Here is a 25,476-nt window from a genome sequence, read left to right as displayed (position 1 = left end):
TCCTATATTATTTTGCAAAAGGCATTCCAAGGCCTGTAAGCAATGCACGTGACTCTTCGTCAGTGTTAGCAGTTGTTACGATAACGATGTCAAGACCACGAGTTTTGTCAACGTCATCGAAGTTGATTTCTGGGAAGATCAATTGTTCTTTCACACCAAGTGTGTAGTTTCCGCGTCCATCAAATGATTTTGTTGGAACACCGTGGAAGTCACGTACACGTGGAAGTGAAACTGAAACCAATTTATCCAAGAATTCGTACATACGTTCACCACGAAGGGTAACTTTTGCACCGATCGCAACACCTTCACGAAGACGGAAGCCGGCGATTGATTTTTTAGCTTTAGTGATAAGTGGTTTTTGACCTGAGATAAGCGCCAATTCTTCAGCAGCTTTTTCAAGGCTTTTAGCGTTTGATACAGCTTCACCAACACCCATGTTCAAAACGATCTTATCTACTTTAGGCACAGCCATCACTGATGAGTAGTTGAATTGTTCTGTCAAAGCAGGAACTACTTCATTAAGATATTTTTCTTTTAAACGATTTGCCATTATACTTCTCCTTTCCTTCGTGATTAATCAAGCACTTCGCCTGATTTTTTGTTGTAGCGAACTTTTTTACCGTCTACAAATTTGTAACCAACACGACCAGCTACACCATTTTTGTCCAAAACTTGAACGTTTGATACGTGGATAGCTGCTTCTTTCTCGATGATACCACCTTGAGGAAGCTCGTTAGTTGGACGTTGGTGTTTCTTAACGATGTTAACACCTTCAACGATAACTTTGTTTACTTTTGGAAGGGCAGTAAGGACAACAGCTTCTGTTCCCTTATCTTTACCAGCGATTACGCGAACTTTGTCGCCTTTTTTTACAAACATTAGGTTTCTCCTTGATTTTTCTTACGCCCATAAGGGCACCCTGGAGGTAAATCCAGGGGACTAGTTTGTTTCTAAAAATTAAAGTACTTCTGGAGCAAGTGACACGATCTTCATGAAGCCACCTTCACGCAATTCACGTGCAACTGGGCCAAAGATACGTGTTCCGCGAGGAGTTTTGTCTTCACGGATGATAACTGCTGCGTTTTCGTCAAATTTGATGTATGAACCATCAGCACGACGAGCACCTGATTTAGTACGAACGATAACTGCTTTAACAACGTCACCTTTTTTAACCGCACCACCAGGAGTAGCTTGTTTTACAGATGCCACGATAACATCACCGATGTTTGCAAATTTACGTCCTGAACCACCAAGAACTTTGATAGTCAAGATTTCGCGAGCACCGCTGTTGTCTGCGACTTTCAAACGAGTTTCTGTTTGAATCATTTCAGTTTTCTCCTTTCAGGTTTGATTAGATGATGACCGCTTCTTCAACAACTTCTACAAGACGGAAACGTTTTGTAGCTGAAAGCGGACGAGTTTCCATGATACGTACGATATCGCCTTCTTTGGCAACATTGTTTTCATCATGAGCTTTGTATTTTTTAGAGTAGTTAATACGTTTACCATAGACTGGGTGGTTACGTTTTGTTTCAACTACAACTGTGATTGTTTTGTCCATTTTGTCAGATACAACACGTCCAACAAGAACTTTACGATTATTGCGTTCCATTGAAATTTCTCCTTCCCTAGTCTATTATTTCGCTTCAGATTGAACTGTTTTGATACGAGCGATTTGTTTTTTAACTTCTTTCAAGCGAGCTGTTTGTTCCAATTGACCAGTAGCAGCTTGAAAACGAAGTTCAAACAATTCTTTTTTCAATTCGTTTTCGCGCTTCGCGAGTTCTTCTTGAGAAAGACCACGAAGTTCTTTAACAAATTCTTTTACTTCATTAAGTTTCATGCCTTCTCCTTATTCTGCTTCACGTTTTACGAATTTACATTTAACTGGCAATTTGTGGCTAGCAAGACGAAGCGCTTCGCGAGCGATCTCTTCAGATACACCAGCGATTTCGAACATCACTTTACCACGTTTAACTGGTGCTACCCAACCTTCAGGTGCCCCTTTACCAGATCCCATACGCACACCGATAGCTTTAGCAGTGTATGATTTGTGTGGGAAGATTTTAATCCAAACTTTACCACCACGTTTCATGTAACGAGTCATGGCGATACGAGCAGCTTCGATTTGGCGGTTAGTGATCCAGTGGCTAGTTGTAGCTTGAAGACCATATTCACCGAATGCTACTTCTTTTCCACCTTTTGCTTCACCGCGCATTTTTCCACGGAATTCACGACGGTGTTTAACACGTTTAGGTACTAACATTGGTTATTTACCTCCTTTAGTGTTTTTGCGAGCTGGAAGAACTTCACCACGGTAGATCCATACTTTAACACCAAGTTTACCGTATGTAGTATCTGCTTCTTCCCAAGCGTAATCGATATCTGCACGAAGTGTGTGAAGTGGAACAGTTCCTTCAGAGTATCCTTCAGCACGGGCGATATCTGCACCGTTCAAACGACCTGATACTTGAGTTTTGATTCCTTTAGCTCCAGCACGCATTGCACGTTGGATTGCTTGTTTTTGTGCACGACGGAAAGCAACACGTTGCTCCAATTGACGAGCAATACCTTCACCTACAAGGTGAGCATCCAAATCAGGTTGTTTGATTTCGATGATGTTGATGTGTACTTGTTTTCCAGTCAATTTGTTAAGTTTTGCACGGAGTGCATCAACGTTAGCACCACCTTTACCGATTACCATACCTGGTTTAGCAGTGTGAAGTGAAACGTTAACTTTGTTTACTGCGCGTTCGATTTCGATAGTTGAAACTGCTGCGTCAGCAAGTTCTTTTTGAACGAATTTACGGATTGCAAGATCTTCATGAAGGTAATCCGCGTATTCTTTTTCAGCATACCATTTGGCATCCCAATCACGGATGATGCCGACACGCATACCAATTGGATGTACTTTTTGACCCACGATTTTACCTCCTTATTTTTCTGCAACAGCTACAGTGATGTGAGCTGTACGTTTGTTGATTGGTGAAGCTGAACCTTTCGCACGTGGACGGAAACGTTTCATAGTTGGTCCTTCGTTTGCGAATGCTTCAGATACTACCAAGTTAGCTTTATCCAAACCAAAGTTGTTTTCAGCGTTAGCTACAGCTGAGTTCAAAACTTTCAAGATGATTTCAGCAGCTTTGTTTGGAGTGAATGTCAAGATTGCGATTGCATCGGCTACGCTTTTACCACGGATGTTATCAAGAACAAGACGTGATTTACGAGGTGAAACACGTACTGTACGAGCCATTGCTTTAGCTGAAGTAATTTCTGCCATTTATGTTCTCCTTATTTTCTACGTGTTTTCTTGTCGTCTGCAGCGTGACCTTTGTAAGTACGAGTTGGTGCAAATTCACCAAGTTTGTGACCTACCATGTCTTCTTGGATGTAAACAGGTACGTGTTTACGTCCGTCATAAACTGCGATAGTGTAACCAATGAAACTTGGGAAGATCGTTGAACGACGTGACCAAGTTTTAATAACTTTTTTCTTTTCGTCGTTAGCTTGAGCTTCAACTTTTTTCATCAAATGCTCATCGACGAAAGGTCCTTTTTTAAGACTGCGTCCCATTTTTATATTTTCTCCTTTAAATGTTGTACCACAGCGGCTTGCGCTCCTATGGAGCGCTACCGAGCTGGCGGATTTACTAGTTACTTAAGCGACTAGTTTAATATTATTTCTCGTTGCGACGACGAACGATAAGTTTGTCAGATTTCGCTTTCTTGTTACGAGTTTTAAGACCAAGAGCAGGTTTGCCCCATGGAGTAGATGGTGCTTTACGACCAACTGGTGCTTTACCTTCACCACCACCGTGTGGGTGATCGTTAGGGTTCATTACAGAACCACGAACTGTTGGGCGGATACCTTTCCAACGGCTACGTCCTGCTTTACCAAGGTTAACAAGTCCATGTTGTTCGTTTCCGACAACACCAACTGTAGCACGACAAGTTCCAAGGATCATACGTACTTCACCAGATTGAAGACGAACAAGAACGTATTTACCTTCTTGACCCAATACTTGAGCAGAAGCTCCAGCAGCACGTACCAATTCACCACCACGACCTGGTTTCAACTCGATGTTGTGGATCAAAGTACCAACTGGGATGTTAGCAAGTGGAAGAGCGTTTCCGACTTTGATATCTGCTTCTGGACCTGAAACGATACGTTGACCAACTTCAAGACCTTTTGGAGCGATGATGTACGCTTTCACACCGTCAGTGTAGTGTACAAGAGCGATGTTTGCAGAACGGTTTGGATCGTACTCGATTGTTTTAACAACTGCTTCAACGTTGTCTTTGTTACGTTTGAAGTCAACCAAACGGTAGAAACGTTTATGTCCACCACCTTGGTGACGAACTGTGATACGACCGTTGTTGTTACGACCAGCCTTGCTCTTCAATGCAACAAGCAATGATTTTTCAGGAGTGCTTGTTGTGATTTCAGCGAAATCCAAAGAAGTCATATTACGGCGACCGTTTGTTGTTGGTTTATAAACACGAATTCCCACGATATTTCCTCCTTAGATTATTCAGCTTCAGCAGCAAACAACTCGATTGCTTTAGAATCAGCTGTAAGTGTGATGATAGCTTTTTTAGTTTTGTTAGTAAAACCAGTGTAACGTCCAACACGTTTAGCTTTTGGTTTTACGTTGATTGTGTTAACGTTAGCAACTTTAACACCTTCGAAAGCAGCTTCAACAGCTTGCTTGATCAAAAGTTTGTGTGCACGAGTGTCAACTTCAAATACATATTTTCCTGCTTCAAGTTGAGCCATTGAGCTTTCAGTGATGACAGGTTTTTTGATAACATCATACAAATTCATTATGCAAGAACCTCCTCGATTTTAGAGATAGCTGCTTGAGTAACAAGAAGTTTGTCACTATTTGCGATGTCAAGAACACTTGCAGTTGTAGCAGTCGCAACTTTCACGTTTGGAAGGTTACGAGCTGAAAGAGCTGCGAATTCGTTTCCTTCTTCAAGAATAACAAGGACTTTAGAATCGATGCTCAAAGCTGCAAGAACTTTTGCAAATTCAGCAGTTTTTGGAGCTGTAAATTCAAGAGAATCAACGGCTACAAATTTATTTTCAGCAACTTTTTCTGAGTAAACAGATTTAAGCGCAAGGCGACGAACTTTTTGAGGAAGTTTGTACGCATAGCTACGTGGAGTTGGTCCGAAGACGATTCCACCACCACGCCATTGTGGAGAGCGGATAGAACCTTGACGAGCACGTCCAGTTCCTTTTTGACGCCATGGTTTGCGTCCACCACCTGAAACAGCTGAGCGGTTTTTAACTGCGTGAGTTCCTTGACGAAGGCTAGCACGTTGGCTGATGATCACATCAAACACAACAGATTGGTTTGGTTCGATACCAAAGATTGCATCGTTAAGAACAACTTCGCCCGCTTGTTTACCAGTTTGGTCGAATAATGTTACATTTGCCATTTTGACTGTATTCCCCTTTCCTTATTATTTACCAGCTTTAACTGCTGATTTGATAGTGATAAGAGATTTCTTAGCACCTGGTACGTTACCTTTGATAAGGATAACGTTCTTTTCTGGAACAACTTGTACAACTTCAAGGTTTTGAATTGTTACGCGGTCGCCACCCATACGTCCTGCAAGGTTTTTACCTTTGAATACGCGGTTAGGTGCAACAGGTCCCATAGAACCTGGACGACGGTGGTAACGAGAACCGTGAGCCATTGGTCCACGTGATTGTCCGTGGCGTTTGATAACACCTTGGAAACCTTTACCTTTAGAAGTACCAGTTACGTCAACAACGTCTCCAGCTGCGAATGTTTCAACTGTGATTTCAGCACCAACTTCCAAGCCTTCAACGTTTTTGAATTCACGAATGAAGCGCTTAGGAGCCGTGTTAGCTTTCGCTACATGTCCTTTAGCAGGTTTGTTGCTCAATACTTCGCGTTTGTCATCGAAACCAACTTGGATAGCGTTGTATCCGTCTGTTTCAACAGTTTTAACTTGAAGAACAACGTTTGGAGTTGCTTCGATAACTGTTACAGGGATCAATTCGCCAGCTTCAGTGAAGATTTGAGTCATTCCCACTTTTTTCCCTAAGATTCCTTTTGTCATGAGAAAATAGTTCCTTTTCTATATTTTTTATTCAAAAAGTTTTTAACGAGCGTTTTTTATGCTCGAGGTATCAAGCTTTAGATTAAAGTTTGATTTCTACGTTTACACCACTTGGAAGATCCAATTTCATCAAGGCATCAACTGTTTTTTGAGTTGGGTTAACGATATCGATCAAACGTTTGTGTGTACGCATTTCAAATTGTTCGCGAGAGTCTTTGTATTTGTGAGTCGCACGAATAATTGTGTAGAGGCTACGTTCAGTTGGAAGTGGGATTGGACCCGCAACTTGTGCACCTGTACGAGTAGCTGATTCTACGATTTTTGCAGCCGCTGTGTCAAGCGTACGGTGTTCGTAAGCTTTCAAACGGATACGGATTTTTTTGTTTGCCATCTTTTTCTCCTTTTCGTCTATTTAAGATAATAGGCTAGCTCCACAAGAAAACCGACGCGGTGTTGCGTGGCAATGCAACCGAGCGTGTCGCAACCTCTTGCATCAAAGCTAAAGCTGTAATTTACAGCACCATAATAGAATAACACAAAGCCCCTGCGATTGCAAGGGATTTGTTGCTGTTTTTTAAAATTTTTAACATGAAAATGTTTTCTTTTTTGACAGGTCATTTATTTAAGTATTTTATGGAAGAAAGTTACTCTCTCTTCACCTGTTCATAGTTTTCTTTTCCGTCATTGAGTTTGTCCCAAATCACTACTTGCCCACTTTTGAGGGATTTTTGCACATCGATAATTCGTTGATTGGACGAACCTCGAAACTGAAGCATAAGATTTCTTTTAGTTCGATCATACCGTCCATCGACTAGAATATCAATCAGTGATAAGAGTTCCAGTTTATCCGGAGTTTCCAGCATCATTTCTTCCCAAGTGTAGCCCGTCCAGGACCAGATGTCTTTGTCTGGCAATTCCTTTCGAATGCGCTTAACAAGGGGCAAGAGAATACCCGTATTGAGAAAAGGTTCTCCTCCCAGCAAGGTCAAGCCCTGAACATAAGGTTGAGCAAGATCTGCCATGATCTGTTCTTCTAATTCTGCGGTATAGGGAATGCCAGCATTGAAAGACCAAGTCGCAACATTATAACATCCCTCGCAGTGAAACATACAACCTGATACATAGAGAGAGTTGCGCACGCCTTCTCCATCTACAAAGTTAAAGGCCTTGTAGTCAATGATACGCCCTTGACTAAGCTCCTCGCTTTTCCATTCTTGTGGTTTTGGATTATTCATTCGCTACCTCTATCCAATAACGCTCGACTCCATTACGAACATCCTCAATGAGACCTCCATTTGCTAGAATGACTGCTCTACTAGCATGATTATTCACGCTACAGGTCACAAGAGCTTTCTTGATGTTCTTTTCCTTAGCAACTTGCAAACCCTGACAGAGAGTTTCTTTAGCATAACCCTTGCCTCTTTCTGATGGACGGATGGAATAGCCAATGTGGCCACCTTTTTCTAGTAGGAAGTTATTGAGGCGCAATCGGAGGTTAAGAAATCCAAGTGCTTGACCTTTCCCGGAAAAAGCTACTAACTGAATTGCAGGAACCCATCCTTCAGGCAGATTAATCCCCATTTTCTGATTCTGATTACTTTCCAACCACTCTTCATACACAAAGTTCTCTGTATCCCAAAAGCCTCCATCATGGGCTGATTGGCTCTTTTCAAACTCTGCCATCATCTCTAAAACTGTTTCTTTATCTGCTAATCTTGGTCTGCGTAGTTCCATCCTTACCTCCCACTATGAGAAAAGCGAGAGCTGACTCTCACTTTTATTTTTTCTTATTCTTGTTTAAAAATTGTTCTTTGAGGTTGAGCAAGCGTTCTTTCTTACCAGCTCCACCTTTAGAGTGTTTCTCATGATAACGGGTCACTTGTGCACGCCCCTTATCGTCTAGTTGATATTTTCCCATTTCATTTCTTTCTAATTTGTTACTTGATGGCCAGCTATTTTAATCGTTGAGCCATTCATGTGTTTGACACGCGCAGCGATTTCCTTGTGACGGCCGTTTACCATCGGTCTCGCTTGAGGATTGCCTAGATATCCACAAGTTCGTTTGACCACATCTACGGTTTTAGGGTCACTATTGCCACAGTTTGGACAAGCAAATCCTCTCTCAGTTGGTTCAAAATCCCCTTCAAAGTCACACTTGTAGCAACGGTCAATCGGAGTATTGGTGCCTAGATAGCCCACGCGATCATAGGCATAGTCCCAAACAGCTTCCAAGGCTTTAGGATTTTGTTGAAGAACTGGATACTCACAATAATGAATGAAACCACCTGACGCACCTGCTTCTGGATAGACTTTCTCAAAGTCCAATTTTTCAAACGGGGTTGGATTTTTACGAACATCGTAGTGGAAAGAGTTAGTGTAGTATTCCTTATCTGTAATATCAGGAATAGGACCGAACTTCTCTGTATCTAGTCTACAGAAACGGTCTGTCAAACTTTCGGACGGTGTTGAGTAAATGGAGAAATGGTAGCCATATTGGTCTGACCACTCTTCTACACGACGTTTCATATCACGAATGATATCCAGCGTGAATTCCTTGGCGTCTGGATTGTGTTCCCAGCTATTTCCAAAGAAAACTGTCGCTACTTCATACAAACCGATGTAACCCAACGAAACGGTTGCACGACGATTCTTAAAGAGCTGGTCAACATTTTCTTCTTTACCTAGACGATGGCCAAAAGCACCGTACTGATAAAGGATAGGAGCATTTGCTGGCGTCGCCTCTTTAGTACGTTCGACACGGTAAACCAGAGCATCTTCAGCGATATTCATACGCTCGTTGAAGATTTCCCAGAACTTGTTCATATCGCCTTCAGATTCGAGGGCAATGCGAGGAAGATTGACCGTCACAACACCTAGATTCATCCGACCTGAATTGACTTCTACACCATTCTCATCCTTCCATCCTTGAAGGAAAGAACGGCAGCCCATAGGTACCTTGAAAGAACCAGTCAAGTCAACAATCTTATCATAAGATAAGACATCTGGATACATCCGTTTGGTTGCGCACTCGAGGGCCAACTGTTTGATGTCATAGTTGGGAGTCCCTTCTTCCAAGTTAAGACCTCTTTTAAGCGTGAAGATAAGTTTTGGGAAGATAGCTGTTCGATGTTCTGAACCAAGCCCCTTGATCCGAATGGTCAAGATAGCTTTTTGAATTTCCCGTTCAAAACGACTAGTTCCCAGACCAAAACCCAGTGAAGTAAAGGGTGTTTGTCCATTTGAAGTGAAGAGGGTATTGATTTCATACTCAAGAGATTGCATGGCATCATAGATGTCTTTTTGTGTTTTCTTCCAAGCGTAATCTTCCCGTTTGTCAGGCAAAACCCACTCTTCTGCATCTTTGAGATGTTTTTGGTAATTCTTCTCTGCATAAGGCGCCAAAACTTCATCGATACGGTCAGCTGAACAGCCACCGTACTGGCTAGAAGCAACGTTAGCAATGATTTGGGAAATCTGAGCTGTCGCAGTCTGAATAGACTTGGGACTCTCTACCTCCGCATTCCCAATCTTAAAACCATTTTCCAACATCCCCTTGAAATCAATCAAACAGCAGTTGGTCATAGGGGTATAGGGACTGTAGTCCAAGTCATGATAGTGGATATCCCCCTTTTGGTGGGCATTGGCTACGTGCTTAGGGAGCATTTGCAGTCCGATTGACTTCCCAACAATCCCTGCTGTCAAATCACGCTGGGTGTTGAAGACATCGCTGTCTTTATTGGCATTTTCATTGACAACTGCTTGATCTTTATTGAGCAGCTTATGGATACTAAAGTTGATATCCGTCGCTTTTGAGCGCTCAAAATCCCTCTGTGTTCGATAAGTGATATACTCTTCAGCCAGCGCATATTCTTTGGCTTCGAGGAGTTCATGTTCTACGATATTTTGAATTTCGTAAATCTTAACCCCCTTTGGAAAGCGACTATGAATTTCTGTGACAATTCGCTCGGTCAGAGCATTTAGGCGCTTTTCAACCAAGGGTGTCACATCCATAACCTTGTCAGCCGCCTTGTGGAGAGCCTTGTCAATCTTGTCCACATCAAATACAACACGTCTCCCATCTCGTTTTTCAACGAAGAGAGTTGGCAAAATTGTAATTTTTTCTTCTAGTGCAATCATATGCATGCTCTTTTCTAAAATGTTCTTTCTAAAAAGTATTATACCACTCTAAAAAGAAAAATCAATATCTTGTGTTAAAAATCCTAAAATTTTTAAAAATACACAAGATATTGATTTGGTTATTTAATTTTGTAGACTTTGAACTCTGAGTAATCAGTCTTTACTTGTTGATAATTTTCTTTCAAGAGTGTTTCCACTTCAGACCAGACTGCTACCTTATCGTTTACCACAATCAACTTGGGTTGTTTTTCTTTCAAGTCATTGAGTAGCTTATTCCAATTTTCCTCAGTTGCTGTATAGTGCAATGGGGACAAAATAGCCGATGGCGACAAGCGCTCACTCTTACGATAAAGAGTTGCAGTATCATCCCATGCATAGATAGCATCTTCCGTACTTGTCTCCTCTTTCACCAAATCAGCAAGACTCTCACGTTCTTGATAAGGTACTGGATAAAGGACAAACCTCATCAAAAAAGGAACAGCTAAAAGGTATAACAAAGTTAAAATTGGTAGGTAAAGATTCCCCTTAGTATAGCGATGCCAGAGACTAACAGGCTCTTCTCTGCGTCTTCTTCTAACGCTACGACCACTCTGTTGCCCCTTGATATTGGACACTAAAAGCAGAAGAAAGACAGGGAAAATGAGCATCAAACGGGATGCATGTAGGGGATCCTGTGTAAAGAAAATCACTACCAAACCTAAAATTAGGAACAAACTCGCAGGCACTGAGATGACATATAGTTTAGAGGATTTAGATTGAAAGAGACCTAAAAAGACAAAAACCAAAACTCCCATGCCAAGAGCCAACAACCCATAAAACAAAACATTTTCTAACAATGCCGAAACAGAAGCCAAACGAATAGAATGAATTGGATACAAAATTCCACTAATCGCATCCTCAAAACTTCCTGTTGCAACACTATAGTAGGCAGTTGGATAAAAGACAAGTGAAAAACCTAAAGCCACTGCAAAAAGCTGATAAAATCCATGTGCAAAACGTCTATGCCCAAGGTTAAAGACCAACAAGCCTAAACTCACTACAGCAATAAACAGGAGCGATGCCAAGGGAGCAAAGAAAAATCCTCCCGCCAAAGCCAGCCCAATCCGTACAAATCCCTTATCATGGCTTGGATTGCTTAGGTAAGCAGCAACTAAACTAAAGGCCGCGAATAAGAAGGGAAGCGCTAAAATAGTCGCATACCCTCCACCAAAAGCAAGACCTGTAACTAGCATGTAAAAAATAGTCACCAGTTGTCCAGCTTGGTCTCCTTGCTCTGTCAAAGTGTCCGCCGATCGAAAGAGGAAAAATCCTCCTGCTACCAAGGCTAACCACTCAAAAATGGCAAAGAAAAATCCGCCCTGAGTCACGTAAGTCAACAAATAATAAAGCAAGCCTTGACTTCCATAATAGTCGCTGTAAATTTTCCCCGTCTGATGAAGCGCCCAACCTGTATAAAAATCTTGCACTTCTTGTGCACTCATTAAATCGAGTAATAGCGGTACTCCTAGAGTTATTCCTGTTACAAGCGTACTCCATAGTAAAATTTTTACCAAAGGAAGACGACTTGATTCACGATGATGCGATTCTTGTTCGATTTGGTATTCTAGAGGTTCACGATTCTCCTGATGAACTTCTTCTACTCTACCATACACACTCATATCGTTTCTCCTATTCAATTTATCTGTCTTAGTATATCAAAAAGTCCTAGGATTGTCAGCTTGCGATGGCTGTTTGAGTGATTTTTTGCATAGTTTCACAAAGGTTTCAATTTCCCGAAATCGGTGTAAATGCGTCTGTTTAAATGACATGATATAATACAATTCTTTCTGAGTCAGCATCATTCCTCCTACATCTTCTTATTCGTAAAAGGCAAGAAAAATAGGACTGGGTTGTATCCTAAGTCCTAGATTTCTTATAAGATTGGGGCGAATAACTGGGCAATTTCCTTAATCAATTTTTGATACCAGCTATTTTTTATCGTATGAGGGAAAATTTCTTGCGATGCTGAAAAAATCTCCTGAAAATCTTTTTGAATCTCTGTGATTGATTCTGTTTTATATAGCAAGACTGCATTTTCATAGTGGTGAAGCAAACTTCTATAATCTAAGTTAATGGTCCCAACTGCAGCAAAGTCCTTATCCACTAGGATTTGTTTACTATGTATAAAGCCTGGACTATACTCAAAAATCCTTACTCCCGCCGACAACAAATCCGAATAGGCTCCTCTCGTGATGAGTTGGATTAATTTTTTATCTGGAATGAAAGGTGTCACTATGCGGACATCAACACCCCTCATGGCCGCGTTTTTAATACTCTCTGTTAAATCATAGTCAATAATCAAATAGGGCGTTGTGATATAGACTGAATCGGTAGCCTGATTAATCAAACTTTGATAGACTTTCTTCCCTACCTGGGTACGGAAGATGGGCTTGGGTCCACTACCGTAAGGAATGCACAGTCCTTGGCCAGAACAAGGCTGATTTTCCAAGTGATACTGGTCAAAATCGCTGATTTCCCCACGATTGATGTACCAAGTCATCAAAAAGAGACGGGTTAGAGCCTTGACACCAGGGCCATCTATGCTAATCCCACTGTCCTTCCAATATCCAAAGCGTTCTACATGATTGATGTACTCATCGGCTAAGTTAATACCTCCTGTATAAGCTACCTGACCATCTATGACAAGGATTTTCCGATGATCCCGATTGTTGTAAGCCACCGTCAAACGAGGGATCACCTTGTTAAACTTATGGGCTTCAATCCCTCGACTACGAAGCTGAATAGTATAATCTCCAGGCAAAGTTGCCATACAGCCGATATCATCATAGAGCATCTTGACCTCTACACCCTGAGCTGCCTTTTGCTCTAGTATATCTAATATGCTATTCCACATCAGACCTTCTTCGACAATATAGTACTCTAGAAAGATAAACTTTTCAGCTTTCTTGAGGTCTTCCAACATATGTTGCCACATGCTTTCACCCGAAGAAAAGAATTGTGAGTCTGTTCGATCATAGACGTCGGCATTGCTATCCATACTTAACAAAGATTTGATAACTCCGTAAGCCGCCTTATCATCTTCCTTCAATTTCTGGCGGAGAGCTTTACTGTTATCCTCCCGAAAATGCATGGAACCAAGTTTGTCCAACTGCTTGATTTCTTTTTTGGACAATCGCCTTTCACCAAACATCAGATAAAGCAAAGGACCAATAACGGGAACAAAAGTTACCACTAACCACATCACCTTGCTTTCAGGTGCCATGGAACGATTGACAATAGCAACAATGGTCGCCATACTCATAAAGATTAAGAGAATGACCCATAGAATAGGAGCCATACGCCCTAAATAAAGAAAGAGACCAAAAACAAGACACAGTTCAAGTAGCATAATCGAAAGACTAAAGCCATACTTGGACATCAATAATTGAAATTTTCTATATTTCATATCCCCTCCTTGACATTTTGAATGCTAAAAACAAGTAATTGATACTAGTATAACTCAGGTATTCGCTAGAAGGCAAGTATTTATAATCATTTTTCTGAGTAATCATAAAAGAGACCGAAAAATCCAGTCTCCTTCCAGTCTATTTTGATAAAACGATACGATCAGACGCGTCTCTATCCATATCGTCAATAATCATCTGATTGCCATTGATTGCATAAATCTTGGCATCATCACCAATAATCATGCGTTGATTAGCAGCGTCGAAGCTAACCTGCTTGATTTCTTGTTCCCCATCAGTTTCTACCTGTGTCCAGGTGCCAGTTGTTCCAGTTACCACTAAAGTGATACGGTCTCCTTCGTCCTGACCAGTATAAGTCCCATCAATATTAGTTGGTTGAGCCGTAACTGTGTTTTGTGAAGAACTTGTTGCTGCCTGATTTGTATTTTCTGTAGAAGATGAAGCTGCTTGTGATTGTTGAGTTTGTTGTGTTTGCGGTTGAGCTACTGGTTGTTGAACCTGCTGCGCTCTTTGTGAACAAGCTACTAAGAGACTAAGACTTGCTAAAGAAGCAAGAGAAAGTGTGAATGTTTTTAATTTCATGATGAATTTCCTTTCTGCTACCAATTTAGAGAAATTTCCTCCTAACTGGTAGTTCCCCTAGTATAACAAGTTCAAAAAAGGAGATCAATTTATCTGCTCGTGAGCTAGTAGGTGGCTCCGTACTTCTGAGATAAAATAGAGAGAGCCTGTAACAAACAACAAATCCTGGGTATCGGCTCTTTCTTCAAAATTGCTGATAAATTCACGATAAGAAGGAACTATATCGTGACCTGTTACATCTGTCTCTTCCAGAGAACCTTGATAGTCAAAGCCGGTCACCTTGAGTTCCACCTGAGGCAAATTTTCAGTCAGATAACACAACATCCCTTGATAATCCTTACGTTTCAAGGCTCCAAAGAGGATTTGAGGACGATAACCTCCTTGCTCTTTTTCTTTGATAAACTCAACCAAGCGAGTCAAGGCAGGGAGGTTATGGGCACCGTCCAAGTAAATCTGCGGACGAATACGCTCCAAGCGACCAGCCCAATGGGTCTTCGCTAAAGCCTGTCTTACAGCCTGCTCATCAACAACTTCCTTTCCTTCCCTCATAAAGAGAAGAAATGCTTGCAACGCCAAGGCCGCATTTTCCTGCTGATAAGCTCCTTCCAAGCCTATTTTCAACTGTGAAAGATTAGCCAAAGAGCTTGAAAAATCGCCATTCAGCATTGAGAAATCCTTATCTGCCTGATAAAGGTCAACAGCTAAAGATTCAGCTTTTTCCTGACAAACGATCCTAGCTTCTGGGGGCAATTGGGCAATCACTGCCTTCTTACCAGCCTTGAAAATACCAGCTTTTTGCTCTGCGATCGCTTCTAGACTATCGCCCAAGGTCTCCTGATGGTCAAGCCCAATGGAGGTGATAACAGCAATCTCTCCAGTTACCACATTGGTCGTGTCAAGTAAGCCACCAATTCCCACTTCTAGTAAAACCAAATCCACCTCTTGCTCCTTAAAGTAGAGGAAAGCAATCAAGGTCAGCAATTCAAAAAAGGACAACTGATCATGGGTTTGCACAAGCGTCTTTTCCATCTCCCTGACTTGCTCAGCTAAACGGATAAAGTCTGCATCAGCTATTGGTTGCCCATTAATGCAGATTCGGTCATTGATAGAGACAATATGGGGGGAGGTAAAGGTCGCAACTTTTTTACCATGCCGCATAAATAATTCCTTCATAAAAGCAATGGTAGAACCTTTTCCATTAGTTCCTGTTACGTGGATAATAGGGTAAGACTGCTCAGGATTTCCTAACAAATCCACCGCTTGCTGTATTCGGCCCAAACCTGATCGAAAATTCAAACCAATCCGACTATGGAGCCATTCTTCTACTTCAAACATATACATCTCCTTGACAAAAGTCTAATCAATTACCTAGCAAAATTCCGTAGATAACAAAAAATGAGGTCAGGATTCTCGTCCCAACCTCTTACCTGGTTAGCTAATCACTAGCTCCTATGAATGTTAATCTGGGGTAAAAATATCCACTGGACTTACTGACAGTTTTTATTTTTAGCGTAAGGGTAAAAATGTTCACTGAACTGCCTGCGTTTCTAATTTCTAGCGCAGGGCTAAACACGTCCACTGAACATTCCAACTCTTCTAATTTTCAGGAGCTGGGGTAAAAACGTCCCCCGGACTTACTGACGGTTTTTATTTTTAGCGTCAGGGTAAAAATATCCCCCGGATATTTTCACTCCTCCATAAAGCTGTTGAAGACTTCTTCAATCATGTTCCATTCGTCTTCTGAGTCTTCTGGGATTGGTTGCAATTCGCCTTCTGTTCCATCTTCGTTTTCGATGAATGAGTAAGCTTGGATTTCTACTTGTCCGTCTTCGTCTTCTTCTGCGTTAACTGGCACTAGAAGAACATAGTTTTTACCAAATTCTTCTTTTCCATCAATCGTCAAAAGGATTTCAAACAAGGTTTCGTTCCCTTGCTCATCTACTAGTGTAATTAATTCACGTTCTTCGTGGTCGTGGTTATGATCGTGTGACATAGCCTCTCCTTTGTATTAAAATTTTCTATCTAAATAATTTTGTAAAATCAGCTGAGCTGCTAACTTATCAATGACTTTCTTGCGCTTATTGCGACTGATATCTGCTTGTTCAATCAACATGCGCTCTGCGGCGACTGTTGTCAAGCGTTCATCTTGATAGTCTACTGGTAAACCAAAAAGCTCTTCTAGCTTTGCTCCGTATGCTTGACTAGCTTCCACGCGCGGTCCGCTTGTATTGTTCATGTTTTTAGGCAAACCCACTACAAATCGTTCCACCTTGTAAGTATCAACCAACTCCTTAACGCGATCAAAACCAAATTGGCCTTGCTCCTCATTGATTTGGATGATTTCAAGCCCTTGAGCTGTAAAACCGAGCGGATCGCTAATCGCCACCCCTACCGTTTTTGAACCGACGTCCAATCCCATAATTCTCATAGGTTATAGATCGACTCCTTGTCCTTTAAGGTAGTAGCGGACCAATTCCTCAACGATTTCATCACGCTCATACTTACGGATTTGATTTCGTGCATTATTATAACGAGGAACGTAGGCAGGGTCTCCACTCAATACGTAACCTACGATTTGGTTGATTGGGTTGTAGCCCTTATCGTTCAACGAAGCATAAACATCAGTCAGAGTTTCGCTAATTTCTTTTTTATTGGAATCGTCCAATTTAAAACGTACTGTTTCTTCAGTAAATCCCATTCTAACACCCTCTTTCCTTAGAATAGTACCATTATAGCATAATTCCTTACGTTCTACAATTCAGGCAGTCTATTTATTTGGATTTTCTACTGTTCTGTCGCACCATTTGCCAATCTGTCTGAAATATATTTGCTTGGTTCATTTTTCAAAAGATTTTCCAAGCCAATATTCTTCAAATATTCCAACTGGGAAGCCTTCTTGACATCCAAAACTTGAAAATCATAACTAGTCGTTGTTTGAAGTTCGGTTGCACTCAATAATTTGGTTTCAAGCTTAAAGCCTGCCAATTTACGAGCTTCAATGATGGACTCATCCTTCTCCTCCGCCTCAAGGAGAGCTTTTTGAGTTTCCTCCACTCCATGTTGGTCAATATAGGTCTTCAACTCATCTGAGACTGGACGCTTTTGTTGGATGGTTAGGCTCAAAAAAGTCTTGTCTTTATAAGTAATAGTTTGAGTTTGCTGGCTACCATCATCTGATTTCGGCAAGACCAACGTCTTGGTTACAACTGTATTCTTCTCAGCATTTTCAATAACTGGCAATGCCGACTGAAGCGTATCCTTTTCTGTTTTTGTAGCTGGTCCAGTTTCTTTTTTCTGTCCGCAACCAACTAGGACAAAAAGGAAAGCTAGACTAACAAGAACAACTTTTTTCATTTCTTTCTTCTTTCTTTTTGAGATTAAAATAGAATAAGACTGGGAATTGCTCCCAGCCTTGATGTTTATAGAGCTGCACGCAAACGTGCTTCTGCATTTTCTACATTACGGACAGAGCGTGGTAGGAAGGCACGAATATCGTCTTCCTTGTAGCCAACTTGCAAACGTTTTTCATCCACAAGGATTGGGCTCTTTAAAATTCTCGGTGTTTCCATAATCAGATTGAGGACTTCATTGACACTCAAATCTTCAATATCCACTCCAAGGGCTTTGGCATAGCGATTTTTAGATGAAACGATGCTGGCTATTCCATTATCTGTTTTGGTTAGAATATCCAGTAATTCTTCCCTCGTAATTCCTTCTTTACCAAGATTTTGTTCTTTATAACTTAACTGGTGGGCATTGAGCCAGGTTTTTGCTTTTTTACAGCTAGTACAACTTGAGACTGTATAAATTTTAATCATGTACCTACCCCTTTCGCTACATGTTACTATCAGTTTAGTCTATTATACCATAAAAAACATCCGACTTGCGACCTATTTTTAAATTTTTTTGACTTTTTTCGTCATTTTCGTACTTTTTTCTTGACAAAATGAAATTTACAGCCATTCTTTATATTTCTTGATATAGATTTTTTTCACAATTGTCACGCTAATCATATACAAAATAATGATGAAAAGTAAAAAGATGAAATAAATCGGTTTTAAAGGAGTGAGATGAAGTAGGCTTGCGAGAGGACTGTAGGGAAGGAAGGTCACAAAGGCTGCAGCCAATAAGGTTGTCACAAGAACGAGCCAAGCCGGACGACTTTGTAAAAAGGGAATTTTAGCTGAACGCAACATATGGATAACCATAGTTTGTGACCACATAGACTCGATAAACCAACCTGTCTGGAACAAGACAATAAATCCTACGGCCGACTCTGCTCCATGAACATAGGCATGACCTGTCGTCATAGGTACAATGATAAAATAAAGCAAAATGAAGGTCAAAATATCAAAGGCAGAAGAAATAGGCCCCATCCAAACCATGAAACGTGTGATGGACTTGGCTTCCCAGGTATGCGGATTTCTCAAAAAATCTTTGTCCACCTTGTCAAAAGGCAAGGCAATACAAGACAAATCATAGACTAGATTTAGGATAATCAAATGGACTGGTGCCATTGGTAAAAAGGGTAAAAAGATTCCAGAGACCAATAGGGATAAGATATTTCCAAAATTAGAACTGACCGTCATCTTGATATATTTGGTCATATTGGCATAGACCTTACGACCTTCAACAAGTCCTTTTTCAAGCACCATGAGATCCTTATCAAGTAGGATAACATCAGCTGTTTCTTTAGCAATATCTACTGCTGTATCAACAGAAATCCCCACATCTGCTACTTTCATAGAAGGGGCATCATTGATTCCATCTCCCATATAGCCGACAGCATGACCATTAGCCTTAAATTGCAAAATAATCCTTGCTTTTTGGTCAGGAGAAAGTTTGGCAAAGACGGTTACCTCCTCTACAGCTTGGGCCAATTCTTGATCACTCATCTGATCAATTTCAGACCCCAACAGCATCTGATTGATATCCAAACCAACCTTTTCACAGACTGCTTGGGTAACTTTTTCGTTGTCTCCCGTCAAAATCTTTGTTTGAACTCCATGTTCTAACAAAGCCTTAATTGCTGGTGCTGCAGATGGTTTTGGTGGATCTAGAAAGGCTAAATAACCAGTTAGAATCATATCCCCTTCATCATCAACTGTATAGGCATGATCTTCCCTCAAACCTGACTTATAAGCCACTCCCAAGACACGCAAACCTTGTTGATTTAGTTGTCGGACTTCCGCTAATATTTCCTCTCTAATAGCATCTGTCAAGGGAGTAATCACTCCTTGGTATTCCGCATGACTGGAAATCGCAAGCATTTCCTCTAGGGCACCCTTGGTTACCAAACTAACAACTTCGTGTTCATCCTTAACGATAACACTCATCCGTCTACGTTCAAAATCAAAGGGCAATTCATCTATTTTTTGGAAGCTAGTATCCAAATTTTGTAGAATAGCGTGTTCTTTAGCTTCTTTTTCAGTTCTACTGATGATGGCTCTGTCCATCAAATTTTTCAGACCAGTTTGAAAATAGGAATTGAGATAAGCTCGTCTCAAGACAGTCAAATCCAAGCGTCCGTGGATGTCCAAGGGATATTCTAGAACGATTTCGTCTTGAGTTAGAGTTCCTGTCTTATCTGTACACAAGATATCAATCGCCCCTAAGTCCTGTATGGCATTGAGTTTCTTGATAACCACTTTTTCCTTAGCCATGATAATAGAACCTTTTGCTAGACTGGCCGTGATAATCATAGGAAGCATCTCAGGTGTCAGCCCGACACCCACACTCAAGGCAAATACGCCAGCTTCCAGCCAGTCGCCATCTGTTAAACCATTGGACAAGAAAACGATGGGCACCATGACCAGCATCAAACGAATCAAGAGCCACGAAATACTATTCATCTCCCGTTCAAACGAAGTAGGCTCATCATAGGTGTTCAAAGTCTGCTCAATGGCCCCCATCATGGTATCATCACCAACTGCTAAAACCACGGCCTTGGCACTACCAGACAAGACATTGGTTCCCATAAAGGCGAGCGCTTCTGCTTCTAGCAGACTATCAGATTGTTGAACTGTTGCCTTGGTCAAGGCCAATTTTTCAACCGATTCACTTTCACCTGTCAAGCCAGACTGTTGTACAAAGAAATCGCGCGACTCAAATAAAAGAAGATCTGCTGGAATCATGTCTCCAGCGCTTAATTTAACCATGTCACCCACTACCAAATCATCGATAGGTACTTCTTGGATTTCTCCTTGACGAATGACAGTCGCTGTGTTGACAATCATTTTTGATAGATTGGTCGCAGCCTTATCACTACGGAGTTCTTGGACAAAGCGTATGCCACCAGAAATGAGGACTAGGACAACGATGATAATAGAAGTCGTCGGATCCTCTTGACCTGGTTTTGCCAACCAGACATTGGTCACCAAGGAAATCACGGCGATGACCAGTAAGATGATCGTAAAAGGATTGATAATGGATTCGTAAATCTTTTTGAGGATACTGTCTTCTTGACCCTTTGTGATGGTATTTTCGCCATATAGGTCACGATTTTTCTCCACCTGCTCCTCAGTCAAGCCTGTTAGACTTGTCTTATAAAAAGATAGAGTTTCGTTTAAAGATGTATGAATAGCTGTTGCTAATCTTTCTTTTGTAGTTTTCATTGGTTTCTCCTATCTGTATGAATGATGTGTTTCATACACAGAGACCAATCACTTTATAAGGGCAGAACGACACAAATCAGCGATTGGCTGTGTATGTGCGGTTCCGGATGGTCGTCAATTTGCATCGTCTGTCTCCTTTCTTTGATTTAAACAGTAGAAAATCCCACCATAAAATGGCAGGATTAAAAAACTAATTATCTGTTTTTCGTTCAAGCTTTAACTCCATAGGGCAATGTAATGAGCTTAGTCTTGGCCTTCGCGACCAGGACTGTTGACCAACGAGTAGTGTCTCCACTGCTTTGCGGTAGTCATCCGTATCCCTATGGTAGCCTCACCTACCGTTTTCGTCTTTCAGTATAAACCTTTAAAATTTAAAAGTCAATCATTTGAGTTGTTTGACTCTTAAATAACTATCAACTCTTTTGGAGCAAGGGTCAACAATTCACAACCTGTCTCTGTAATCAGGATATCATCCTCGATACGAACGCCATATTTGCCTTCGATATAGATACCTGGTTCATCGGTCAAGGCCATACCTGCCTTAATAGTTTCTGTAGAAGTCTGGCTAAAGTATGGTTCCTCATGGATATCCAGTCCAATACCGTGTCCAATACCGTGGGTAAAGTAGTCGCCATAGCCTGCCTCGATGATAATATCACGAGGGATTTTGTCAAAGTCACGGAAACCTAATCCTGCCTTAGCCTGGTCAATCAAGGCTTGGTTAGCTTTCAAAACCGTATTGTAAATCTCTGCCTGCTCGTCGCTAACATGTCCTAGATAGATAGTCCGTGTCATATCACTGACATAGTGGTCATAAAGGCAACCGAAGTCCATAGTAATGGCTTCTCCTAGCTCAACTGGTTTGTGCATGGGATGAGCATGAGGTTTAGAAGAGTTGATTCCGCTAGCTAAGATAGTGTCAAAAGACAAGCCAGATGCTCCCAACTCACGCATACGGAAGTCAAGAAAGTTGGCAATCTCAATTTCAGTCTTTCCTGGCTTAATAAAGTCAAGTGCATCGCGGAAAGCTTGGTCTGAGATAGAACAAGCCTTGCGAATAGCTGCAATCTCTGCCTCATCCTTAATCATTCGAAGACCTTCAACAAACTGAGTTTGTGGAAGCAAGTCAATTCCTTCAAAGGTTGCCTGCATACGGTGATAATAAGACACTGAAATCTCGTCCTCAAAACCGATTCGAGACAAGCCCATATCCTTAACAATGCCTGCAATGACAGCCAATTCATCACGGTCAGCCACAATCTCAAAACCACTGGTTTCTTGCTTGGCTGCAATGATATAGCGAGAGTCTGTCACCAAGACCTGACGGTCACGGCTGATAAAAACTGTTCCATTTGAACCCCAAAAACCAGTCAAATAATAGACGTTTTTAAGGTTGTTGATAATGATACCATCTAGTTCTTTTTCTTGCATTTTCGTTAGAAATGCTTGTACACGTTTATTCATGATGTAACTTTCCTTTCAAATACTGTCCTGTGTAGCTGGCTTCATTGGCCGCTACTTCTTCTGGAGTTCCTGTTGCGATGATGGTTCCACCACCGACACCGCCCTCAGGTCCCAAGTCAATAATATGGTCTGCAGTCTTAATAACATCTAGATTGTGCTCGATAACAAGGACTGTATTGCCATCGTCGACAAAGCGAGCCAAGACTTTAAGCAAGCGAGCGATATCTTCGGTATGAAGACCTGTCGTCGGCTCATCCAGAATGTAGAAAGATTTTCCTGTCGAGCGTTTGTGGAGTTCACTAGCCAGTTTCATACGCTGGGCTTCTCCCCCAGAAAGGGTGGTAGCTGGTTGCCCTAGCGTCACATAGCCCAGTCCCACATCCTTGATGGTCTGGAGTTTACGTTGAATCTTAGGAATGTGTTGGAAGAACTCTACCGCGTCGTTGACGGTCATGTCCAAGACCTGCGAGATATTTTTTTCCTTGTAGTGGACTTCTAGGGTCTCACTGTTGTAGCGGGTCCCGTGGCAGACTTCACAAGCCACGTAAACATCTGGCAAGAAGTGCATCTCAATCTTGATAATCCCGTCACCTGAGCAGGCTTCACAGCGACCACCCTTGACGTTGAAACTGAAACGCCCCTTCTTGTAGCCTCGAATCTTGGCTTCATTTGTCTGAGCAAAAAGATCACGTATATCGTCAAAAACTCCTGTATAGGTAGCAGGGTTAGACCTCGGCGTTCGTCCGATCGGGCTCTGATCAATATCAATCAAGCGGTCGACATGCTCAATCCCTGTAATAGTCTTAAATTTACCAGGTTTGTCTGAATTACGGTTGAGCTTCTGGGCAATAGCTTTTTTGAGGATACTGTTGATCAAGGTCGATTTCCCTGAGCCAGATACCCCTGTAACGGCGATGAATTTTCCTAGTGGGAAGCGAGCCGTGACATTTTGCAAATTGTTCTCACGCGCTCCCGTCACCTCGATAAAACGACCATTTCCGACACGTCGCTCTTCTGGCACTGGAATGGCACGTTTGCCTGATAAATACTGACCTGTGATAGACTTGCTGTTGCGAGCAACCTGTTTAGGGGTTCCTGCCGCAACAATCTCCCCACCAAAAACACCTGCACCGGGACCAACGTCAATCAGATAATCAGCCTCACGCATGGTATCTTCGTCATGTTCCACTACTATGAGAGTATTACCCAAGTCGCGCATCTTTTTGAGACTGACGATCAGGCGGTCATTATCTCTCTGGTGGAGACCGATTGACGGCTCATCCAGGATATAAAGGACACCTGATAAGTTGGAACCAATCTGGGTCGCCAAGCGAATACGCTGGCTCTCCCCACCTGAAAGGGTTCCTGCCGAACGTGACAGGGTTAGATAGTTAAGACCCACGTTATTAAGGAAGGTCAAACGATCCTTGATTTCCTTGAGAATGGGACGAGCAATAATAGATTCATTTTCAGACAGAGTCAACTTGCTTACCAAGTCCAAGTGGTCAGCGATAGACAGGTCTGAAATTTCTCCGATATGTGGTCCTTGCTGGCCACCAACACGGACAGACAAGGCCTGGTCATTGAGGCGATAACCGTGACAGGTTCCGCAAGTCAGCTCATTCATGTAGAGGCGCATCTGGGTGCGCGTGTAATCGCTGTTTGTCTCGTGATAGCGACGCTTGATATTATTGACAACTCCCTCAAAAGGAATATCGATATCGCGCACGCCACCAAATTCATTCTCATAGTGGAAATGGAATTCCTTGCCATCTGAGCCGTAAAGAATCAAGTTCTTGTCTTCTTCTGACAAGTCCTCAAAAGGCTTATCCATATCTACTCCAAAAGCTGTCATAGCCTGCTCTAGCATGTTTGGATAGTAGTTGGATGAGATAGGATTCCAAGGTGCTAGCGCCCCCTCACGTAAGGTTTTGCTGGCATCTGGCACTACCAAATCAGTATCCACCTCCAGCTTGATGCCCAAGCCGTCACACTCACTACAAGAACCAAAAGGAGCATTGAAGGAGAAGAGACGTGGCTCTAACTCTGGAACAGTAAAGCCACAAACTGGACAGGCATAATGCTCAGAGAAGAGCAACTCAGAGTCGTCCATAGTGTCGATAATGACATAGCCTTCTGCAATACGAAGGGCAGCCTCAATGGAATCAAAGAGACGACTACGAATGCCCTCCTTGATGACAATACGGTCAACTACGACATCAATATTGTGTTGCTTGCTCTTGGACAACTCTGGCACTTCGGTCACATCATAGACTTCCCCATCCACACGGACACGGACATAACCATCTTTCTGAACCTTTTCAATGACGCTCTTGTGCTGTCCTTTTTTCTTGCGGATAACTGGTGCTAAGATTTGTAGGCGCTGGCGTTCTGGCAATTCTAAGACCCTATCAACGATCTGCTCCACAGAAGAAGCCTTGATAGCCCCATGCCCGTTGATACAGTAAGGCGTCCCCACACGCGCGTAGAGGAGACGCAGATAGTCATTGATTTCAGTCGTGGTTCCTACCGTCGAGCGAGGGTTTTTACTAGTCGTTTTCTGGTCGATGGAAATAGCTGGGCTGAGACCATCAATGGCATCTACATCAGGCTTCTCCATATTTCCCAAAAACTGACGAGCATAGGCTGACAAGCTCTCCACATAGCGACGTTGTCCCTCCGCATAGAGGGTATCAAAGGCCAGACTGGATTTCCCTGAACCTGACAAGCCGGTCACAACAACCAGCTTGTCTCGCGGAATCTCCACATCAATATTTTTTAAATTATGGGCACGCGCCCCATGAATGACAATTTTATCTTGCATCTTTGTTCTTTCTAGTCCATTATTGCTTACCATTATACCAAAAAAAGTGAGATTCTATTACCCAAAAGGCCGATTTTGTAGTATAATAAAAAACTTCTTATTTTATGTTTTCTTAGGGCTTCCTGACCCTTATATCACGCGCTTTTGAACAAAAAACACTAACATTACTTTTTACTACTTGCTCCCCCAAAGTACGCAAAAAGGGGAGCAAAAAAGCCCCACAAAAGGGCTAAGATTTGACGAGTTCAGCAGGCAAGAAACTAGCACGGTCAAACGTGCTTTTTTTATTGCTG

30 protein-coding genes and 1 riboswitch are annotated in these 25,476 nt (G+C 42.0%); all 30 genes read right to left on the bottom strand.

Annotated features, from left to right (window positions below; genetic code table 11):
- Positions 1–7: 7 nt before the first annotated feature.
- Entirely contained in the window at positions 8–550 is a 543-nt protein-coding gene (rplE, locus tag N8L33_RS04835) for a 50S ribosomal protein L5 (RefSeq protein WP_000013542.1), read from the bottom strand.
- 23 nt (positions 551–573) lie between these two features.
- Positions 574–879 (bottom strand): 50S ribosomal protein L24, encoded by a 306-nt coding sequence (gene rplX, locus N8L33_RS04830; protein WP_000497691.1) that lies wholly within the window; start codon positions 877–879, stop codon positions 574–576.
- 78 nt (positions 880–957) lie between these two features.
- Positions 958–1,326 (bottom strand): 50S ribosomal protein L14, encoded by a 369-nt coding sequence (rplN, locus tag N8L33_RS04825; protein WP_000616545.1) that lies wholly within the window; start codon positions 1,324–1,326, stop codon positions 958–960.
- 25 nt (positions 1,327–1,351) lie between these two features.
- Positions 1,352–1,612, bottom strand: coding sequence for a 30S ribosomal protein S17 (gene rpsQ, locus N8L33_RS04820; protein ID WP_000440801.1), 261 nt, complete (start codon positions 1,610–1,612; stop codon positions 1,352–1,354).
- Positions 1,613–1,636: 24 nt separating this feature from the next.
- Positions 1,637–1,843, bottom strand: coding sequence for a 50S ribosomal protein L29 (gene rpmC / locus N8L33_RS04815; protein WP_000772918.1), 207 nt, complete (start codon positions 1,841–1,843; stop codon positions 1,637–1,639).
- A 9-nt stretch (positions 1,844–1,852) separates the two neighbouring features.
- Positions 1,853–2,266, bottom strand: a complete 414-nt coding sequence (rplP, locus tag N8L33_RS04810) for a 50S ribosomal protein L16 (protein WP_000960946.1) — start codon at positions 2,264–2,266, stop codon at positions 1,853–1,855.
- Positions 2,267–2,269: 3 nt separating this feature from the next.
- The gene (gene rpsC / locus N8L33_RS04805) at positions 2,270–2,923 is read right to left on the bottom strand and encodes a 30S ribosomal protein S3 (protein ID WP_000529936.1); all 654 of its coding nucleotides are present in this window, start codon (positions 2,921–2,923) and stop codon (positions 2,270–2,272) included.
- Between the two features lie 12 nt (positions 2,924–2,935).
- The gene (gene rplV / locus N8L33_RS04800; protein WP_000818137.1) at positions 2,936–3,280 is read right to left on the bottom strand and encodes a 50S ribosomal protein L22; all 345 of its coding nucleotides are present in this window, start codon (positions 3,278–3,280) and stop codon (positions 2,936–2,938) included.
- An 11-nt stretch (positions 3,281–3,291) separates the two neighbouring features.
- Entirely contained in the window at positions 3,292–3,573 is a 282-nt protein-coding gene (rpsS, locus tag N8L33_RS04795) for a 30S ribosomal protein S19 (RefSeq protein ID WP_000533766.1), read from the bottom strand.
- 103 nt (positions 3,574–3,676) lie between these two features.
- Positions 3,677–4,510 (bottom strand): 50S ribosomal protein L2, encoded by an 834-nt coding sequence (gene rplB, locus N8L33_RS04790; RefSeq protein WP_000512910.1) that lies wholly within the window; start codon positions 4,508–4,510, stop codon positions 3,677–3,679.
- Positions 4,511–4,527: 17 nt separating this feature from the next.
- A complete protein-coding gene (locus N8L33_RS04785) occupies positions 4,528–4,824 on the bottom strand; it encodes a 50S ribosomal protein L23 (RefSeq protein WP_001055347.1) in 297 nt (98 codons plus the stop codon).
- Positions 4,824–5,447 (bottom strand): 50S ribosomal protein L4, encoded by a 624-nt coding sequence (gene rplD / locus N8L33_RS04780; RefSeq protein WP_000024549.1) that lies wholly within the window; start codon positions 5,445–5,447, stop codon positions 4,824–4,826. Before rplD ends, N8L33_RS04785 begins: the two co-directional genes overlap by 1 nt.
- A 24-nt stretch (positions 5,448–5,471) precedes the next feature.
- Positions 5,472–6,098, bottom strand: a complete 627-nt coding sequence (gene rplC / locus N8L33_RS04775; protein ID WP_000160197.1) for a 50S ribosomal protein L3 — start codon at positions 6,096–6,098, stop codon at positions 5,472–5,474.
- 82 nt (positions 6,099–6,180) lie between these two features.
- Positions 6,181–6,489: a 30S ribosomal protein S10 gene (gene rpsJ, locus N8L33_RS04770; RefSeq protein ID WP_001284513.1), complete on the bottom strand. Its 309-nt coding sequence runs from the start codon at positions 6,487–6,489 to the stop codon at positions 6,181–6,183.
- 253 nt (positions 6,490–6,742) lie between these two features.
- Positions 6,743–7,333, bottom strand: a complete 591-nt coding sequence (gene nrdG / locus N8L33_RS04765) for an anaerobic ribonucleoside-triphosphate reductase activating protein (protein WP_261058781.1) — start codon at positions 7,331–7,333, stop codon at positions 6,743–6,745.
- Positions 7,326–7,832: a GNAT family N-acetyltransferase gene (locus tag N8L33_RS04760; RefSeq protein WP_261058777.1), complete on the bottom strand. Its 507-nt coding sequence runs from the start codon at positions 7,830–7,832 to the stop codon at positions 7,326–7,328. The genes nrdG and N8L33_RS04760 overlap by 8 nt, the downstream gene beginning before the upstream one ends.
- A gap of 43 nt (positions 7,833–7,875) precedes the next feature.
- Positions 7,876–8,016, bottom strand: coding sequence for a hypothetical protein (locus tag N8L33_RS04755; protein ID WP_000521615.1), 141 nt, complete (start codon positions 8,014–8,016; stop codon positions 7,876–7,878).
- Positions 8,017–8,027: 11 nt separating this feature from the next.
- Positions 8,028–10,235: an anaerobic ribonucleoside-triphosphate reductase gene (gene nrdD / locus N8L33_RS04750; protein ID WP_261058764.1), complete on the bottom strand. Its 2,208-nt coding sequence runs from the start codon at positions 10,233–10,235 to the stop codon at positions 8,028–8,030.
- Positions 10,236–10,354: 119 nt separating this feature from the next.
- Positions 10,355–11,893, bottom strand: coding sequence for a damage-inducible protein CinA (locus N8L33_RS04745; protein WP_261058756.1), 1,539 nt, complete (start codon positions 11,891–11,893; stop codon positions 10,355–10,357).
- 254 nt (positions 11,894–12,147) lie between these two features.
- The gene (cls, locus tag N8L33_RS04740; RefSeq protein WP_261058751.1) at positions 12,148–13,680 is read right to left on the bottom strand and encodes a cardiolipin synthase; all 1,533 of its coding nucleotides are present in this window, start codon (positions 13,678–13,680) and stop codon (positions 12,148–12,150) included.
- 139 nt (positions 13,681–13,819) lie between these two features.
- Positions 13,820–14,281 (bottom strand): SP_0198 family lipoprotein, encoded by a 462-nt coding sequence (locus N8L33_RS04735; RefSeq protein WP_261058745.1) that lies wholly within the window; start codon positions 14,279–14,281, stop codon positions 13,820–13,822.
- Positions 14,282–14,365: 84 nt separating this feature from the next.
- Positions 14,366–15,616: a folylpolyglutamate synthase/dihydrofolate synthase family protein gene (locus N8L33_RS04730; RefSeq protein WP_261058743.1), complete on the bottom strand. Its 1,251-nt coding sequence runs from the start codon at positions 15,614–15,616 to the stop codon at positions 14,366–14,368.
- A 352-nt stretch (positions 15,617–15,968) separates the two neighbouring features.
- Positions 15,969–16,274, bottom strand: coding sequence for a DUF1292 domain-containing protein (locus tag N8L33_RS04725; protein ID WP_000017620.1), 306 nt, complete (start codon positions 16,272–16,274; stop codon positions 15,969–15,971).
- A gap of 15 nt (positions 16,275–16,289) precedes the next feature.
- Positions 16,290–16,709 (bottom strand): Holliday junction resolvase RuvX, encoded by a 420-nt coding sequence (ruvX, locus tag N8L33_RS04720; protein ID WP_004239076.1) that lies wholly within the window; start codon positions 16,707–16,709, stop codon positions 16,290–16,292.
- A gap of 3 nt (positions 16,710–16,712) precedes the next feature.
- Positions 16,713–16,979, bottom strand: a complete 267-nt coding sequence (locus tag N8L33_RS04715; protein WP_000507059.1) for an IreB family regulatory phosphoprotein — start codon at positions 16,977–16,979, stop codon at positions 16,713–16,715.
- 86 nt (positions 16,980–17,065) lie between these two features.
- On the bottom strand, positions 17,066–17,635 hold the full coding sequence (locus N8L33_RS04710; protein WP_261058740.1) for an SP0191 family lipoprotein: 570 nt from the start codon (positions 17,633–17,635) through the stop codon (positions 17,066–17,068).
- 65 nt (positions 17,636–17,700) lie between these two features.
- Positions 17,701–18,099: a transcriptional regulator Spx gene (spx, locus tag N8L33_RS04705; RefSeq protein WP_000591165.1), complete on the bottom strand. Its 399-nt coding sequence runs from the start codon at positions 18,097–18,099 to the stop codon at positions 17,701–17,703.
- A 135-nt stretch (positions 18,100–18,234) separates the two neighbouring features.
- Positions 18,235–20,895, bottom strand: a complete 2,661-nt coding sequence (gene mgtA / locus N8L33_RS04700; RefSeq protein ID WP_261058729.1) for a magnesium-translocating P-type ATPase — start codon at positions 20,893–20,895, stop codon at positions 18,235–18,237.
- Positions 20,896–21,089: 194 nt separating this feature from the next.
- Positions 21,090–21,240, bottom strand: a riboswitch (M-box (ykoK) riboswitch).
- A 57-nt stretch (positions 21,241–21,297) separates the two neighbouring features.
- Entirely contained in the window at positions 21,298–22,359 is a 1,062-nt protein-coding gene (locus N8L33_RS04695) for a M24 family metallopeptidase (protein WP_084954304.1), read from the bottom strand.
- Complete coding sequence (gene uvrA / locus N8L33_RS04690; RefSeq protein ID WP_261058711.1) at positions 22,352–25,183, bottom strand: excinuclease ABC subunit UvrA; 2,832 nt, start codon at positions 25,181–25,183, stop codon at positions 22,352–22,354. Before uvrA ends, N8L33_RS04695 begins: the two co-directional genes overlap by 8 nt.
- Between the last annotated feature and the right edge of the window lie 293 nt (positions 25,184–25,476).

This window comes from Streptococcus mitis (genome assembly GCF_946188695.1).
Taxonomy (GTDB): domain Bacteria; phylum Bacillota; class Bacilli; order Lactobacillales; family Streptococcaceae; genus Streptococcus; species Streptococcus mitis_DF.
This window is presented reverse-complemented; position numbering and strand designations above follow the sequence as displayed.

Coding starts and splice junctions, on each gene's coding strand:
- N8L33_RS04715 (WP_000507059.1), bottom strand. CDS start 16,979: ATGGGATTTACTGAAGAAACAGTACGTTTTAAATTGGACGATTCCAAT.
- nrdG (WP_261058781.1), bottom strand. CDS start 7,333: ATGAATAATCCAAAACCACAAGAATGGAAAAGCGAGGAGCTTAGTCAA.
- rpsS (WP_000533766.1), bottom strand. CDS start 3,573: ATGGGACGCAGTCTTAAAAAAGGACCTTTCGTCGATGAGCATTTGATG.
- N8L33_RS04785 (WP_001055347.1), bottom strand. CDS start 4,824: ATGAATTTGTATGATGTTATCAAAAAACCTGTCATCACTGAAAGCTCA.
- rpsQ (WP_000440801.1), bottom strand. CDS start 1,612: ATGGAACGCAATAATCGTAAAGTTCTTGTTGGACGTGTTGTATCTGAC.
- N8L33_RS04710 (WP_261058740.1), bottom strand. CDS start 17,635: ATGAAAAAAGTTGTTCTTGTTAGTCTAGCTTTCCTTTTTGTCCTAGTT.
- rpsJ (WP_001284513.1), bottom strand. CDS start 6,489: ATGGCAAACAAAAAAATCCGTATCCGTTTGAAAGCTTACGAACACCGT.
- rplN (WP_000616545.1), bottom strand. CDS start 1,326: ATGATTCAAACAGAAACTCGTTTGAAAGTCGCAGACAACAGCGGTGCT.
- nrdD (WP_261058764.1), bottom strand. CDS start 10,235: ATGATTGCACTAGAAGAAAAAATTACAATTTTGCCAACTCTCTTCGTT.
- rplP (WP_000960946.1), bottom strand. CDS start 2,266: ATGTTAGTACCTAAACGTGTTAAACACCGTCGTGAATTCCGTGGAAAA.
- rpmC (WP_000772918.1), bottom strand. CDS start 1,843: ATGAAACTTAATGAAGTAAAAGAATTTGTTAAAGAACTTCGTGGTCTT.
- spx (WP_000591165.1), bottom strand. CDS start 18,099: ATGATTAAAATTTATACAGTCTCAAGTTGTACTAGCTGTAAAAAAGCA.
- N8L33_RS04695 (WP_084954304.1), bottom strand. CDS start 22,359: ATGAATAAACGTGTACAAGCATTTCTAACGAAAATGCAAGAAAAAGAA.
- rplV (WP_000818137.1), bottom strand. CDS start 3,280: ATGGCAGAAATTACTTCAGCTAAAGCAATGGCTCGTACAGTACGTGTT.
- rplC (WP_000160197.1), bottom strand. CDS start 6,098: ATGACAAAAGGAATCTTAGGGAAAAAAGTGGGAATGACTCAAATCTTC.
- N8L33_RS04745 (WP_261058756.1), bottom strand. CDS start 11,893: ATGAGTGTGTATGGTAGAGTAGAAGAAGTTCATCAGGAGAATCGTGAA.
- N8L33_RS04730 (WP_261058743.1), bottom strand. CDS start 15,616: ATGTTTGAAGTAGAAGAATGGCTCCATAGTCGGATTGGTTTGAATTTT.
- cls (WP_261058751.1), bottom strand. CDS start 13,680: ATGAAATATAGAAAATTTCAATTATTGATGTCCAAGTATGGCTTTAGT.
- N8L33_RS04735 (WP_261058745.1), bottom strand. CDS start 14,281: ATGAAATTAAAAACATTCACACTTTCTCTTGCTTCTTTAGCAAGTCTT.
- mgtA (WP_261058729.1), bottom strand. CDS start 20,895: ATGAAAACTACAAAAGAAAGATTAGCAACAGCTATTCATACATCTTTA.
- N8L33_RS04725 (WP_000017620.1), bottom strand. CDS start 16,274: ATGTCACACGATCATAACCACGACCACGAAGAACGTGAATTAATTACA.
- rplE (WP_000013542.1), bottom strand. CDS start 550: ATGGCAAATCGTTTAAAAGAAAAATATCTTAATGAAGTAGTTCCTGCT.
- ruvX (WP_004239076.1), bottom strand. CDS start 16,709: ATGAGAATTATGGGATTGGACGTCGGTTCAAAAACGGTAGGGGTGGCG.
- uvrA (WP_261058711.1), bottom strand. CDS start 25,183: ATGCAAGATAAAATTGTCATTCATGGGGCGCGTGCCCATAATTTAAAA.
- rplD (WP_000024549.1), bottom strand. CDS start 5,447: ATGGCAAATGTAACATTATTCGACCAAACTGGTAAACAAGCGGGCGAA.
- rplX (WP_000497691.1), bottom strand. CDS start 879: ATGTTTGTAAAAAAAGGCGACAAAGTTCGCGTAATCGCTGGTAAAGAT.
- N8L33_RS04760 (WP_261058777.1), bottom strand. CDS start 7,832: ATGGAACTACGCAGACCAAGATTAGCAGATAAAGAAACAGTTTTAGAG.
- N8L33_RS04755 (WP_000521615.1), bottom strand. CDS start 8,016: ATGGGAAAATATCAACTAGACGATAAGGGGCGTGCACAAGTGACCCGT.